The following is a 14724-nucleotide window of genomic DNA, read 5'->3' on the forward strand; positions in this document are numbered from 1 at the left end:
CCGGTGACGGTCCGGGGCCGTGGTCAGAGACCATCGCCGTCGGCCGTCGCGCTGAGGTACGGCATCAGCTGCTCGGCGAGGTCGTCGCGGGACTCGGCGTCGAGGCCCGCGACTCCGGTGAGGTAGAGGGCGTTCAGCAGCTGGTCGGTGGCGAGTTCGCCGCCGCCCGCCCGCTCCAGGAAGCGGGTGATCAGACGGTCCGCGTGACCGTCCGGGGTGTCGAGGTGGGCGCGGACGATGTCGGTGAGCTGGTCCCGGTCGGGGCGGCGCAGCTTCAGCCGGACGCAGCGGCGCAGGAAGGCGGGCGGGAACTCGCGTTCGCCGTTGCTGGTCAGCACGACGAACGGGAAGGCCCGGCAGCGGACCCGCCCGCGGTGGACGGTGACCGGGGTGTCCGTGCCGTCCGCGAGGACCTCGGCCGCGCCGTCGCCCGAGTGGCGGGCGGCCCGGACCAGTTCCGGGATCTCGTACTGGCCCTCCTCCAGCACGTTCAGCAGGTCGTTCGGCAGGTCGAGGTCGCTCTTGTCGATCTCGTCGACGAGCAGGGCGCGGGGCCGGTCGTAGGGGAGCAGGGCGGTGCCGAGCGGGCCGAGGCGCAGGTGGTCCTCGACGTCGCCGGCGGCACGGCCGGGCCCGCCCTGCCGCTCCCGGGCCGCGTACAGCCGGGACAGCGGGTCGTACTGGTAGAGGCCGTCGGCGAGGGTGCTGCGGCTGGTGATGTTCCAGCGCAGGACCGGTCCGAGGCGCAGCTCGCGCGCCACCGCGTACGCGAGTGAGGACTTGCCGGTGCCGGGCGGGCCCGTGACGAGCAGGGGGCGGCGCAGGCACAGCGCGGCGTTGACGAGCCGGACGCTCTCCGGGGTGGCCACGTACGACTTCGCCCGGTGCACGCGGTCGGGGGAGACGGCCGTCGCGTCATCGCTGTCGAGGGGCGGCGGCAGGGCGGGCCCGCCGTCGAAGGCACGCCAGGGCGGTGGGGCGGGGAGGTGGTCGATGCCGTCGTGCGGCTCGTTCTCGCCGGTGTAGACGGACCAGTGCGGCATGGGGGATGTTCTCCGCTCTCCGTTTCGAGCTGGTGGTTCTCAGGTGCGCCGGGCCGGGCCCGCGGTGGGTCAGGCCACGGGGGTCCGGGCGTGGGCGGCGGCTACGGCATGCGGGTCGGTGAAGACGCGCGGGTCGTCCCACAGCAGCTGGATGCCGTGGGCCCAGTGGTCCTCCTCGGCATCGGCCTCTTCGCGCAGGGCCAGGATCCGGCGCGGGAGCTCGGCGGGCGGTACGGCCTTGAGGCAGGCGTCGAGCTCGTCGAGGAAGGCCTTGCCGGTGCAGCCGTCCGCTCCGGAGCAGTCCTCCTGCCCCGAGCCGCAGCCGTCGCGCGACCACACGATCACCGGGGCCGGCGCCGTGAGCGAGGTGTCGAAGTGCGGCCGGGTGCGGGAGGCGGCCGGGGCGGTGCCGAACCCGGCGAGGCAGGCGTCGGGCTGCCGCAGCCGCATCCGCAGCCGCCCGGGTTCCTCCGGACCGCCGCACTCCACGCGGTGCATCCGCGCGCCCGGCAAGGCGTCGAGGCGCTTCCAGGTCCGGGTCAGCACGTGCCGGGTGCTGGCCTTGCGCCGGGCGTGGTCGGTGACGACCAGCGGGTAGACGCAGCCGAGCGGGATGGCGTCGTCGGGGGCGCTCTCCCAGCGGTCGACGGGCCAGTCCAGCCAGTCCCGGGGCAGCGCGAAGGCGACCAACTCGTCGGCGCCGGGCGTCAGATACCGGAAGGCCGCCTCGATACGGTCCTGCACGTACGCGCGCAGCCGGTGCTGCTCGACCGTGCCCGAGTCCACCGGGTGCCGCCGCCCCTCGCTGTACGCGGACACCTCGACGCGGACCAGGTCGTCGCCCGCGCCGCTGTGCCCGAGTTCGACCAGGATGGGCGACCAGTCGGGCGCCGACGGCTCCGCGGCCGGGGTGTGCAGCAGGTCCTGGAGCCGGTCGGCGAACCGGGACACCGTGCGCGCGGCGCCCGGGCCGTCGAGTTCGCACAGCACGAACAGGGCCGCCGACCACAGCGAGTCGAATCCCTCCGCGGGCGGCGGCGGATCGAACGGGTCGGCCGCCGCGGTGTAGAGCCGGACCGGGTCGCACTCCACGCCCGCGCGGGCCGCCTTCTCGACCAGGGCGCGCAGCCGGGCCCGGTCGGCGGTGGTGTGGTCCGAGGTGGGGACCAGGCTCTGGAGTGCGGGCCAGTAGCGGGCCATGACCTGGGTGGGCATCATCCGGCCGGTGCGCACCTCCCCGCTGCCGGCCGCCGCCGTGACCATGCCGACGACCTCGCCGGTGTCGGCCAGGGTGACGGCGGCCCCGCTGAAGCCGGGGGCCAGGGGCTGGCCGCCCGGGTGCCAGGCCTCCAGCTGGAGCCACTCCCGTTTGATCAACTGGGGTGCGGTGACGCGGTATTCGGCGAGGGTGCCCTCGTCGAAGCCGGCCGGAAAGCCGTAGACGACGAGCTTGCGCGGCGTTGTGCCGTGCGCGGCGTCGACCGGGGCCAGCGCGGCCGGGGCGACGGGCACCTCCCGGTCGAGTTCCAGCACGGCGAGGTCGCCGAGGTCGGTGCTGGAGCCGGACCAGCCGCCGTGGGCGACCACCCGGGCGGGCACGGGCGGGGAGCCGGGCCGCTCCGTGAACGTCACGGTCAGGCTCTCGCCGTCCCCCACGACGTGGGCGCACGTCAGCACCGTGCCGGGCGCGACCAGGAAGCCCGCTCCGGCCACCCGGCCCCGTAACTCGACCCGGGCGTGCCACTCGGCGCTGTTCATGAGGCGGGGCTGGTCTCCGGACCGGCCGGGGACCAGGTCAGTCTGACCACCAGGTGGCCCTCGGCGGTGCCCTTGGCGATGAACGCGCCCGTCTCCGCGGACAGTTTGACCCCGAACTCGATCTCCACGCCGTCGGGCTTCAGGGACCCGTCGCGGAACACCCGCAGCGCGGACTCCGCCGCCGAACGCACCCCGTCCAGGGCGCCCTCGAAGGTGCGGGTCGCCTGGACCGTGCCGTCGCCGCGGGAGACCAGGCGGGAGCCGGACCGCTCCTCCTCCACCGCCTCGACCGCGACCACGGCACCGTCACCGGTCCTGAATTCGACCAACCCGTCCACGGCACCCCCGTCGTCCCACTGCACTGAGCATTTCCATTGTTACGGAAGGTACTTGATGTTGCGGGAGGCATCCACCGAACTCTCACGGACCCACGGTCCCCCGGATCACCCCCAGCTCCACCAGATCCTGCGGCCGGATGCGGAGCTGGTCCGCCGTCGCCTCCACCTCGCGCGGCGGCCGCTTGAGGATGGCCGCCGCGAGCTCCGGCGCGATCACCGAGAAGTAACTGTCCGGGGTGGCCCAGGTGTTGCCGGGCGCGGCCAGCGCCAGCGCGCCGCCGGAGCCGCCCTCGCCGATCACCAGCGTCGTCACCGGCGTGCGGGCGCCGGCCACCGCGCCGAACAGGTCCGCGATCGCGGCGCCCGCGCCCTGCCGCTCCGCCGCCGCGTCGTTGGCGGCGCCCGGGGTGTCCACGAGGGTCAGCACCGGGATGCCCAGCCGGTCCGCGAGGCGGATCAGACGGGCGGCGGTGCGGTAGCCGGCGGGGCGGGTCGCGGTCCCGGTCTGCGCGGCGTAGGCGACCGTCCGGCCCTCGTGCGTGCCGAAGCCGCACAGCATGCCGTCCGGGTCCGTGCCGCCGCAGCGGTCGCCGCTGATCGCGGCCCGGTCGGAGAAGTAGGCGTCCAAGTAGGCGGCGGCGCGCGGGCGTCGGGGTGAGCGGGCGCGCCGGACGGCGTCCCAGCCGGTGGCGGGCAGGCCCGCGTCGTCGCCGAGCGGTTCGGGCGGCGGGGCCGGTGTGCCGGACGGGCACGTCAGCAGCCGCAGCCACCGGCCCAGAGTCTCGCGCAGCTCCTCCGGCCGTACGACCGCGTCCACCGCGCCGGCCGCGAACTGCGCCTCGGCCGTGTACGCCGCCGGGTCCGCGTCCGCCGGCCGAACCCGGGAGCCGGCGAAGCCGACCTGGGCCCCGGGCAGCGCGAGGACCACGTCGGCGCCCGCCCCCAGGGTGGCCCAGCCGCCCCCGGTCGTCGGATCGCGCACCACCGCGACCTGCGCGAGACCCGCCTGTCTGGTGAGCGCCGACTGCCGGGCCACGCGCTGGAGCTGGGTCAGGGCGAGCATGCCCTCCTGCATCCGGCTGCCGCCGGTGGCGACCAGTGGCACGACCGGGAGGCGGTGCTCCCGGGCGTAGGTGTACGCCGCCTCCAGCCGGTCGCCGGTGCGTTCGCCGAGCGAGCCGCCGAGGAAGCCGAACTCGAAGGCGATCAGCACGGCCCGGGTGCCGCCCACGCGGGCGGTGCCGCAGACCACGGACTCCTGCTCGCCGGTGCGCTCGGCGGCACGGGTGCGCAGGGCGTCGTAGCCGGGCCAGCCGAGCGGGCCGTCGGGTTTGGAGTCCCGTATGACGGCGGGCAGTTCGGCGAAGGTGGCGTCGTCGGCGATGGCGTCGGCGACCGCCCGGGCGGAGAGACGCTCAGTCGCGGGGAGGCGCTCAGTCATGGGACAGCGCCCGCTTCATGATCTTCCCCATGTCGTTGCGGGGCAGGGCACCGAGGTGGTGGACGACCCGGGGGCGCTTGTGCGGGGCGAGCCGCTTGGCCACGTGATCCGCCAACTCGTCGAGCGACGGCGGGGACTCCGGCTCCGCGGGGACGATCCACGCCACGATCCGCTCGCCCAGGTCGGCGTCCGGCTCCCCGGTGACGGCGGCCTCCCGCACCCCCGGGTGTTCCAGGAGCGCGTTCTCGATCTCCCCCGCCCCGATCTTGTAACCGCCGCTCTTGATCAGGTCGGTGGCCTTGCGGCCGACGATGCGGACATAGCCGTCGGGGTCGCGCACCGCCATGTCGCCGGTGCGGAACCAGCCGTCGGCGGTGAAGGCGGCGGCGGTGGCGTCGGGCCGGTTCAGATACTCGGTGAACAGGTTCGGGCCGCGCACCTGGATCTCGCCGACGGTCTCACCGTCGTACGCGGTGACCTCCGAGCCGTCCTCCTCGACCAGCCGCAGCTCCACGCCCGGCAGCGGCACACCGACCGTGCCCGGGCGGGCCTCGCCGTCGGCACGGACGCTGGTGTTCATCAGCGTCTCCGTCATGCCGTACCGCTCGATCACCCGCCGCCCGGTCGCCGTCGCGATCCGCCCGTGGTCGTGCACGGGCAGCGCGGCGGAACCGGACACCAGCAGCCGCGCCCCGGTCAGCGCCTTCACCAGCTCCGGGTCGCCGGTCACCGCCTCCGCGATCCGGTGGTACATCGTCGGCACGCCGAACAGCATGGTCGCCCCGGCGTTCAGCTCCCGGGCGACGCCCTGCGTGCTGAAGCGGCCCAGGTGCCGCACCGAACCGCCGCGCCGCAGCGGGCCGAGGGTGCCCAGGACCAGGCCGTGCACATGGAACAGCGGCAGTCCGTGGACGAGTACGTCGTCGCCGGTCCACTGCCACGCGTCGGCCAGTGCGTCCAGGGTCGAGGCGATCGCCCGGCGCGGGATGACGGCACCCTTGGGCGGGCCGGTGGTGCCGGAGGTGTAGACGATCAGGGCCGGGGCGGACTCGTCGGCGTGGTCCACGGGGACCGGCCCGGTGCCGTGCACGTCGACGTCGAGGCGGGGCAGGTCCCGCACGGGGGCGGGAAGTTGGTCGTCCGGTGCCGTGAGCACCAGCTCGGGTGCGCTGTCGGACAGGATGTGCCCGAGTTCCTTCTCGCCCGACTTCGGGTTGAGCGGCACGGCGGGGACACCGGCCAGCAGCGCGGCGACGACGGCGACGGCGGTTTCCATGGTGGGCGTCGCCCACACGGCGACCCGCGTGGCCTCGCCGATGCGGCCCGTGAGTGCTCCGGCCGCGGCGGCGAGCTGCGCGTAGGTCAGGGAGCGCTCGCCGAACCGGAGGGCGGGCCGGTCGGCCGAGCCGTCGGCCGGGGCGTCGGTCAGGGCCGGGAAGAGGGGGGTCACGCGACACATCTCCTTAGCTGTTGCCTGCGGTTGTCCGTGGGCGGTGGGGGGCTGTCTATCCCCACCCGGGCACGACCATCACCAGCCACGCCGCCGCCGGTACGACCGCCACCACGATCCCTCCGTACACCATCAACTGCCGGAAGAAACGCTCACGGTCCACGTCCGGCGCGGCGGCCAGGACGAGTGCGCCGTTCGTGGAGAACGGGCTCACGTCCACGACGGTCGCCGACACGGCGAGGGCGGCCACCATGCCGATCGCGCCGATCTCGCCCCGTTCCAGGAACGGCACGGCCAGAGGGATCAGGGCGCCCATGATGCCCACGGAGGAGGCGAAGGCCGAGACGAGTGCGCCGATGTAGCACAGCAGGACGGCTGCCAGCAGGGGGATGCCGATGTTTCCTACGCCCTCGCCTGCCCAGGTGATCGTGCCCATCTCGTCGAGGACGCCTATGTAGGTGAGGACACCGCAGATGAGGAGGACCGTCGGCCAGGCGATCTGGCCTGTCGCCTTGCGGCTGTCTTCCGGCCACAGCGTGCTGAGGACGACGGCGAGGGTGATGGCGGTGAGGCCGGCGTCCAGGTCGAAGACGAGGACGGCGACCACCAGGGCGAGGAGGGAGGCGAGGGTGGCTGTGCGGGAGGGGGTGAGGCTGGTCGTTTCCGTGCTCGGCGTGGCTGCTGGGGCCGGGTCGGTCCGCAGCTCGGCGGGGCGAGGTGCCGCTTTCTGTGGGACGGGTGCCGCCCCAGCGGCACGACCGCCCGCAGCGGGGGCAGGATCGCCCGCAGCGGGGGCGGGGCTGCCGCCGTCGCCCCCTGCGTCGACGTCCCGTTCGTCCACCGCCCCCTGCGCCCACAGCTTCAAGCCGCCGCAGACGACGAACACCACGCCGGCGATGACCAGGTTCGCCGCGAGGGACGACAGGAACAGGACCACCTCGTTGCCGGGGAGCTTCTCGCGTTCCACGATGCCGTTGACGATCGAGCCGTAGATGCTGATGGGGGAGAAGCCGCCGGCCTGGGCGCCGTGGACGACCATCGCGCCCATCAGCAGCGGGCTGATCCCGTACCGGGCGGCGAAGCTCAGGGCGATCGGGGCGACGATCGCCACCGCGGCCGGGCTGACCGCGCCGATCGCCGTGAGCGCGCCGGTCAGCGCGAACATCACCCAGGGGATGAGCGCCACCCGCCCCCGCACGAGCCGGACGGCGGCGTGCACCAGCCAGTCGGTGGTGCCGTTGGCTCGGGCGATCGCGAAGAGGTACGTGACGCCGACCAGGACGACGAACAGGTCGCCGGGGAAGCCGGCGAAGATGCCGTCCGCGTCGAGGTCGGCGACGAGCCCGCCGACCCCGAAGGCGGCGGCGAAGGCGAGCGCGCCCATGTTGACGGAACGGGTGGTGGCGATGACGAACACCACGACGAGGACGAGGATCGAGATGAGTTCGGGGGACATACGGGCTCCCGTCTTTGGGCCCCGGAGCGGCTGGGAGCACCAGGAGAGTGGCCGAGTGGCTGAGCCACTTGAGGTGCGTTGGCTGAACAGCGTGGGTGCGGCCCGGGCGTCCGTCAAGGGGGTGGGCAAGAATTGGTTCAGCCACTCGGCCACCGCGAGGTGCCGGTGTTACGCTCCCGGCGAGAGGGGGACTCCGTGACCGACGCCCTGCGCCCCATGACCAAACAGCGCCTCTACGAACAGGTGCTGGAGCGGCTGCGGCAGTACGTCGCCGAGGGCGGCCTGCGCGCCGGCGACCGGCTGCCGCCCGAGCGCGATCTGGCCCAGCGGCTCGGGGTGAGCCGGGCCTCGGTGAAGCAGGCGATCGTGGTGCTGGAGGTCCAGGGCCTGGTGGAGGCCCGGCACGGGGGTGGCACGTACCTCGTGCGGGACAGCCTCGACACCGAACCGGTCGACCGGATGGTGGAACGCCGCCGGCGCCTGCCCGATGTCCTGGAGGCCCGGGAGGCGCTGGAGACGAAGCTCGCAGAACTGGCCGCGGAGCGGCGCTCGGAGGAGGACCTGGCCGCGATGCGCTCGGCGCTCGCGCACATGTCGGAGGAGATCTCGGCGGGCGGTCACGGCGTGGAGGGCGACCGGCTGTTCCACGCGGCGGTGACGGCGGCGGCCCACAGTGGTCTGCTCGCGGAGTTCATGCGCTCCATCGCCGAGCAGATCGCCGAGAGCCGCACCGAGTCCCTCCGCCAGCCCGGCCGCCCGTCCCGCTCCCTCTCCCAGCACCGGGCCATCCTCGACGCGATCGCCGCACAGCAGCCCCGCCAGGCGGCCACGGCCATGCGACGGCACGTCCGCACCGTGGCGAAGGTGCGGTTGCTGGACTGGGAGCCGGAGGAGTCCGGGGAGTCCTAGGGCGTGTCCGCAAAGTCCCGCCTGCCCCGCGACGCTAGGCGGTGGCCGCGCGCTCTTGCCGCTCCACCACGTCCGCCACCACACAGCTGACGTTGTCCGGACCGCCGGCCTCGTTCGCCGCCGTGACCAGGGCCTGGACCGTTTCGGCGGGGGCGGCGGGGGCGGCGAGGACCTCCCGGATCCGGTCCTCGGGGACCACACCGGTCAGGCCGTCGGAGCACAGCAGGTAACGATCGCCCGGGAGCGTGTCGTGCAGGCGGAGGTCCGGGATCGTGGTGGCCCCGTCGCCCGTCAGAGCCTTCAGGAGGAAGGACCGCTGGGGGTGGGACACGGCCTCCTCGGGCGTCAGACGCCCCTCGTCGATCATCGACTGGACGACCGTGTGGTCGTGGGTGATGAGGAACAGCTCCCCGTCGCGCAGCAGGTAGGCGCGGGAGTCGCCGATGTGCACCAGGGCCAGCCGTGAGCCCGTCCACAGCAGGGCGGTCAGGGTCGTGCCGATGTCGTCGGCGCCGTCGGCCACGTCCCGGACGGCCTGGGCCGCGCCCCGTACCGCGTCCTCCAGGAGGTTGAGGACCCCGCCGGCCGGGACCTCGTCCGTGTCCAGGAAGCGCAGTGCCTCCACGGCGGCGCTGCTCGCGGGCGCGCCCGCCGGTCCGAAGCCGTCGGCGACAGCGAGCAGTCGGGTGCCCGCGTACGCCGTGTCCTGGTTGGCGGGGCGGACGCGACCGGTGTCCGAGTGGGCTGAGTAGCGCAGTTCCAGCATGGCGGTGTCCTTTCCGGACTCATCCGAGTCCGCTGTCAGGTGATCGACCAGGAACGCGGCGAGGTCCCGCCGTACCGCCGTCTGAGCCTCGACACGCGCCCAGTAGGCGCGGATCTCCCGGGCGGCGGCGGTGGAGTCGCGGTCGTGGAGTCGGCAGACCTCGCGGATCTCGGCCAGCGGCATGCCCAGCCGCCGCAGCCACGCCACCAGCCGGGCCTGCTCCAGCTGCCCGACCGCGTAGTACCGGTATCCGGTGTCCGGGTCCACCCGGGCGGGCCGCAGCAGGTCCAGCTCGTCGTACAGGCGCAGTGCCTTCGGCGAGAGCCGGCACGCCTTCGCGAACGCGCCGATCGTCAGCATGTCCCGGTGCACCTCGCCACCTCCCTCCGATTCCGCCACCGATGCTGGGGCTTCACCGAAGGTGAAGGTCAAGCGGGCTGTTCCGGTTCCGGCGGCGGTTGTTAGCCTGCCGGTCGATCACCCGATCGCACGAAGAGGGAGCCCTTTGTGCCCCGTATCGCACTCGTCACCTACGACTCCGGTCCCGAGCCCGGCAGGGACCAGGACCTCCCGCTGCTGGTACGGGCGCTGCGGGACGCCGGTGCCGAGGCCGTCGCCGTGCCCTGGGACGCCCCCGGCGCCGACTGGGGCGGCTTCGACCTCGCCGTGATCCGGTCGACCTGGGACTACAGCTGGCGGGCGGCGGAGTTCTCGGCGTGGGTGCAGCGGTGCGGAACGCTGACACGGCTCGCCAACCCGCCCGCGGTCGTGCGGTGGAACACGGACAAGCGGTACCTCGGGGATCTGGCGGCTGCCGGCGTGCCCGTCGTCCCCACCCGGTACATCGCGCCCGGCGAGCCCGCCGACCTCCCTGACCACCACGAATATGTCGTCAAGCCCACCTCCGGCGCCGGCGCCCGTTTCGCCGCCCGCTACACCCACGACGAGCACGAAACGGCCGTACGACAGCTGAAGCGGATGCACGCCGAGGGCTTCACGGCGATGGTGCAGCCGTACGTGCGCAGCATCGACTCCGCCGGCGAGCGGGCCCTGCAGTTCTTCGGCGGGCGCCTGCTGCACGCCAGCCGCAAGGGTGCGGTCCTAGCGCCGGGCACACCGTACGACGCCGACAAGGTCGCCCACCCCGACCTGAGGCCCTGGCAGCCGACCGCCGCCGAACTCGACGTCGCCGAGCGGGCACTGGCCGCGATACCCGGGCAGCCGGAGCTGCTGTACGCGCGCGTGGACCTCGTCACCGGGTCTGACGGGGAGCCCTGCGTGATGGAACTGGAGCTGGTCGAGCCGAACCTGTTCCTGTGGCTGCACCCGCAGTCCGTGCCGCGGGTGGTCGAGGCGGTCCTGGCCGCCGCCCGCTGACCACGTCTGCCAGGGCTTTTGCGGCAGAACGCAACACCCTGGATGCTCACGCTCGCCTCGGAGAAGCTCAAGGAGCGAAGGGGCGCGAGGAATCGCGCCACGACTCGGGGGAGTGCGTACGACCATGAGGCGAGCGATCAGTTCCGCATGCACGGCCACGGTGATCGTCACATTGGCCGTGGCCGGCTGCACCACGAACACGAGCGAGCCGTCGGACTCCGCACGACCGCAGCGGGGCACCGCGGCCGAGGGCGCCGTGGGCCCGGTGCGGGAGCTGACCGACGCCGAGGAGATCCTGATCGAGCGAGCCGAACAGCTGCTGGTCAGGAAGTGCGTGGAGAAGGAAGGATTCACGTACTGGCTGACGCCGGTGACGAGCGTGGAGGAACGCCAGAGCCGGGGCTACGTACTGAGCGACGTGGACTGGGCACGGAAACACGGCTATGGCGGACAGCTCGAGAAGAAGGCCGAGAAGATCCGCCGGAGCGATCCGAACAACGCGTACGCCAATTCCCTCCCGGAAGCGGAACGCATTCGCTACTCCAAGACCGTCAGCGGCGACCCTTCGAAGGGCATGCTGTCGGTCGAACTGCCCACGGGCGGCACCGTTCAGACCCCTCGCGACGGCTGCTGGGCCGACACCAGGGAGCGACTCTACGGTGATCGCGCGACCTGGTTCCGTGTCAAGAAGACCGCCACAACCCTGACTCCGCTGTACGTACCGGATCTCGTCAAGGACAAGCGCCTGGTGAACGCCGTCAAGGCGTGGTCCCGGTGTATGCGCGCGGCGGGCCACGACTACGCCGACCCGGACGAGCTCCGCGACAAACGGTACGTCGTCACCGAGGGGCTGAGCCCCGCGCGAGCACACGCCACCGAGGTGGAGCTGGCCGTCGCCGAAGCCACGTGCGCCGGGAAGACATCCCTGGCCAGGACGGCACGCTCCCTCGAACGCGAATACCGCGCCGAGAAACTCCGGCAGTACAGCGACGACATCGCCATGTACCAGCGCATGAGGCTGGACGCACTGGCCAGGGCCAAGGACGTCATCGGCTCACAGGCCTGACACCTCACGGATTTCCGCGGCATCGCAGCCGCGGGATCTCTCGCAGAACCCCCATGAAAGAAGGAGTGACGCACCATGCGCAAAATCCCTGCCGTTCTGGCGGCTCTCGCTTTCGCCGGCCTCGGGGCATTCGTCCCGGCGACAACCGCGCACGCGGCTGCGAACTGTAGTGACAACTACACGGACGCGCGGTCCGGGTACATGTACGCCTACAAGCACGCCTACTGCGAGACGCACATCGGCAACTCCGACAGCTGGGACTCCGACTGGGGCAACAGCTCCGGACCCTTCCAGGGCGGTGACACCAACGAGGCGTCCTCGATCCTGAACAAGGGGAACAGTTACGAAGTCCAGTTCTTCAACGGGACCGGTCAGGACTGGGCGGGTGGGCACATCTGCCTGTCGAGGGACGAGGCGTACGCCTCCGATCTCTCCAACGACGACTTCCACAACGACAACGATGACGACAGGGGTGAGGCGAACGACGCCATCAGCTCGCACCGCTGGGTGAACCCCGACTCCAACAACTGCGACCGCTGGGCGACGTGACTTCCCGGCCGCACAGCTGAGTCCGCGCACCACGCCATGGCCCACCGGTCAGCCACCGGTGGGCCATGGCGCCCGGGCACGCGGTGCCGTACAGGCTCGACCCGGCACCCGACCACGCGATGCCCCGCTTTCCCGACGGCACAAGGAGCGATTCCCCATGCGCAAGACGCTGACCACGGCCGCGACTCTGGCTCTCGCGGTGTCCGGTGTGCTCATCCCCGCGACCAGCGCACAGGCGTCCACGGCCTGTGACAGTTTCTGGAGCGGAGCGGTGCCCGGCTACGTCCACGCGTTCCACAACGCCGACTGCGGGCACTACTTCGGCCGAGCCGACAGCCACGACGCCGACTGGGGCGACAACGCCGGCGCCTTCCGAGGCGGGGACGACGACGCGGCCACCTCCGTCCTGAGCAAAGCTTCCGCGGGCCTCGCCGCCAAGCTCCACGAGCGCCCCGGCTACGGCGGCGGTCATCTCTGCCTGGAGCCGTCCGAGGCCTATGTGCACGACCTCGCCGGGAAGACGTTCAGCAACGGCACCGACGCGAACGACAACATCAGCTCCCACCGCTGGGTGCCGAGTTCGGCGTGCGGCACCTTTCTCGACTAGGAGTTCCCGATGCCCATCGACATCCGGCCCAGATCGGCCTGGGCCCCGTACGCCGCCGTCACCGTGACGGGAGGCCTGCTCATCTCCCGGAAGGCATGGGCGGATTTCAACGGCGACTACACCAAGGCGACCCAGGCGCTGATCGAGGAGGTGGGAGCCCCACCGAAACCGACGCCCCATCGTGAGTGGTCCCCCTGGAAAGGGGGCGTGTTCCTCCACCACCGCGGCGGCGGCTCATCGGGTCTCGACACGGAGGAGGAATGCGCCAAGGACGTGGCCGACGCCTGGTCGGACATGTACGGCAAGGCCGACGAGGACATCGGCTACAACTACTTCGTCTGCCCGCACGGGAAGATATACGAGGGACGCGGCCTCGAACGGGGAGAGGCCAACGGCGGCGATGCCCCCGCTGAGGGAAACGTGCCCAAAGGGCATGTCTGGGTCCCGGAGCACGGCGCGGTCGGCCGGAACGCCGCCTTCTACTCGATCTGCGGCCTTCTCCGGTCCGAGGACGAGCCGACATCCGCGATGGGCACCTCGATCAGGAGCCTGATCGAGTATCTGCGGTCGGAGGTCCCGGCCGGCCGGAAGGCCGGCCCCCACATGTTCCCGCACTCCAAGGGCTACGCCACGCAATGCCCCGGCAACCTCCTGCCCTACGCGCACACCGGTTCCCCGGTGGACCCCGGAGTTCCCGCCGCGAGTACGCCCAAGCAGCTGCAGATCATCTCGCGTGCCCAGTGGGGAGCACGTCCGCCCCGCGACGAGGTCAAGGTCCCGCTCTCGCAGCGCACCGCCTTCGCCGTCCACTATTCCGCGGGGCCGGCCGGCCAGACACCCAGGGCGATCCAGAACTACCACATGGATTCCAAGGGCTGGTGGGACATCGGCTACAACTTCCTCGTCGACAGGCAGGGCCGTATCTTCGAAGGGCGCGGCTGGGCCAACGAGGGCGCGCACGCCCGGGGTTACAACACCACACACTTCGGAGTCTGTTTCATCGGCCGGGACGGCGACGCCACCACGGCAGCGAAGAACTCCATCCGGAGCCTCTTCTTCGCCGCCCGGGAAAAGACCGGCAAGCCACTCACCTCGACCTATCACGGCGCGCTCGACTCCACCCAGTGCCCGGGCGCGGCGCTGCGCGCCTGGACACAGAACGGGCTGCCGGGAACCACGTATCCCATCGTGGGCGGCGAACCGGTCTACGACGGCGTTCCCCCGGACGACGGCTCCAGCGGCGGGCTGACCACCGTGCGGTCCATCGCCGCTCAGCAACGAGCCGTCAACGGGCTCGGTCACAGCCCGCCCCTGACCGTGGACGGGCTGTTCGGCCCGCTCACCGACGCCGCGGTGCGCTGGCTCCAGGGCAAGGTCGGTGTGGCCGCCGACGGCCTGTGGGGGCCGCGCACCGAGGCGGCGTACGTGGCCCACATCGGTGCGGGCGGCAGCGGAGGCGGGTCGGCCACGGTCCGTTCCATCGCCTCGCAGCAGCACGCGGTGAACGCACTTGGCTACACCCCGCCCCTCGACGTGGACGGCGAGTTCGGGCCGCTCACCGATGCCGGGGTGCGCTGGCTGCAGGGCAAGGTCGGAGTCGAGACGGACGGGCTCTGGGGGCCCGCCACCGAGGCGGCCTACGCAAGCTATGCCGACGGTGAACAGCTCGACGTGGACGGGAACTTCGGGCCCGCCACCATCGCCGCGACGCAGCGGGCGATCGGCGTCACCGCCGACGGCGCCTGGGGACCCGGGTCCAAGCGCGCCCTGCAAGAGCACCTCAACACCTGGGCCGGCACGGTCCTGATCGTGGACGGCGACATCGGTCCGGACACGGTGAAGGCCCTTCAGGGCCACCTCAACAAGATGACCGGCGCCGACCTGGTCGTGGACGGCGACTGGGGCGCCGCCACCACCAAGGCCCTCCAGACCGCCCTCAACCAGGGGAGGTTCTGACCGCGGCC

General features: G+C 72.4%; 13 protein-coding genes. 6 read left to right on the forward strand and 7 right to left on the reverse strand.

What is annotated here, in order from left to right:
- Positions 1 to 23 precede the first annotated feature (23 nt).
- From MQE23_RS30550 to MQE23_RS30575, 6 genes are all read right to left on the reverse strand, one after another.
- The gene (locus MQE23_RS30550; protein ID WP_020275246.1) at positions 24 to 1043 is read right to left on the reverse strand and encodes a MoxR family ATPase; all 1020 of its coding nucleotides are present in this window, start codon (positions 1041 to 1043) and stop codon (positions 24 to 26) included.
- A 69-nt stretch (positions 1044 to 1112) separates the two neighbouring features.
- Entirely contained in the window at positions 1113 to 2801 is a 1689-nt protein-coding gene (locus MQE23_RS30555; protein ID WP_243380822.1) for a trypsin-like peptidase domain-containing protein, read from the reverse strand.
- Positions 2798 to 3139, reverse strand: coding sequence for a CU044_2847 family protein (locus tag MQE23_RS30560; protein ID WP_037671668.1), 342 nt, complete (start codon positions 3137 to 3139; stop codon positions 2798 to 2800). The genes MQE23_RS30555 and MQE23_RS30560 overlap by 4 nt, the downstream gene beginning before the upstream one ends.
- 82 nt (positions 3140 to 3221) lie before the next feature.
- The gene (locus tag MQE23_RS30565) at positions 3222 to 4580 is read right to left on the reverse strand and encodes a carboxyl transferase domain-containing protein (protein WP_243380823.1); all 1359 of its coding nucleotides are present in this window, start codon (positions 4578 to 4580) and stop codon (positions 3222 to 3224) included.
- Positions 4573 to 6030 (reverse strand): acyl-CoA synthetase, encoded by a 1458-nt coding sequence (locus MQE23_RS30570; RefSeq protein ID WP_243380824.1) that lies wholly within the window; start codon positions 6028 to 6030, stop codon positions 4573 to 4575. Before MQE23_RS30570 ends, MQE23_RS30565 begins: the two co-directional genes overlap by 8 nt.
- A 55-nt stretch (positions 6031 to 6085) precedes the next feature.
- Positions 6086 to 7486 carry an SLC13 family permease gene (locus MQE23_RS30575; RefSeq protein WP_020275252.1) on the reverse strand — a complete coding sequence of 467 codons (1401 nt, stop codon included), beginning with the start codon at positions 7484 to 7486 and terminating at the stop codon, positions 6086 to 6088.
- Between the two features lie 195 nt (positions 7487 to 7681).
- On the opposite strand from MQE23_RS30575, the gene MQE23_RS30580 reads away from it, so the two are divergent.
- Positions 7682 to 8395 (forward strand): FadR/GntR family transcriptional regulator, encoded by a 714-nt coding sequence (locus MQE23_RS30580; protein ID WP_020275253.1) that lies wholly within the window; start codon positions 7682 to 7684, stop codon positions 8393 to 8395.
- A 34-nt stretch (positions 8396 to 8429) separates the two neighbouring features.
- On the opposite strand, the gene MQE23_RS30585 is transcribed toward MQE23_RS30580, so the two are convergent.
- Positions 8430 to 9521, reverse strand: a complete 1092-nt coding sequence (locus tag MQE23_RS30585) for a MerR family transcriptional regulator (RefSeq protein ID WP_243380825.1) — start codon at positions 9519 to 9521, stop codon at positions 8430 to 8432.
- A 147-nt stretch (positions 9522 to 9668) separates the two neighbouring features.
- On the opposite strand from MQE23_RS30585, the gene MQE23_RS30590 reads away from it, so the two are divergent.
- The 5 genes from MQE23_RS30590 (at position 9669) to MQE23_RS30610 (ending at position 14716) form a co-directional block, all read left to right on the forward strand.
- Complete coding sequence (locus MQE23_RS30590) at positions 9669 to 10538, forward strand: hypothetical protein (protein WP_243380826.1); 870 nt, start codon at positions 9669 to 9671, stop codon at positions 10536 to 10538.
- A 124-nt stretch (positions 10539 to 10662) separates the two neighbouring features.
- Positions 10663 to 11604, forward strand: a complete 942-nt coding sequence (locus MQE23_RS30595; protein ID WP_243380827.1) for a hypothetical protein — start codon at positions 10663 to 10665, stop codon at positions 11602 to 11604.
- A 75-nt stretch (positions 11605 to 11679) separates the two neighbouring features.
- Entirely contained in the window at positions 11680 to 12153 is a 474-nt protein-coding gene (locus MQE23_RS30600; protein ID WP_037671721.1) for a hypothetical protein, read from the forward strand.
- A 157-nt stretch (positions 12154 to 12310) separates the two neighbouring features.
- Positions 12311 to 12760, forward strand: a complete 450-nt coding sequence (locus MQE23_RS30605; RefSeq protein ID WP_020275291.1) for a hypothetical protein — start codon at positions 12311 to 12313, stop codon at positions 12758 to 12760.
- Positions 12761 to 12769: 9 nt separating this feature from the next.
- Positions 12770 to 14716 carry a peptidoglycan-binding domain-containing protein gene (locus tag MQE23_RS30610; protein ID WP_243380828.1) on the forward strand — a complete coding sequence of 649 codons (1947 nt, stop codon included), beginning with the start codon at positions 12770 to 12772 and terminating at the stop codon, positions 14714 to 14716.
- Positions 14717 to 14724 lie beyond the last annotated feature (8 nt).

It is taken from the genome of Streptomyces sp. HP-A2021 (assembly GCF_022807935.1).
GTDB lineage: Bacteria > Actinomycetota > Actinomycetes > Streptomycetales > Streptomycetaceae > Streptomyces > Streptomyces afghaniensis.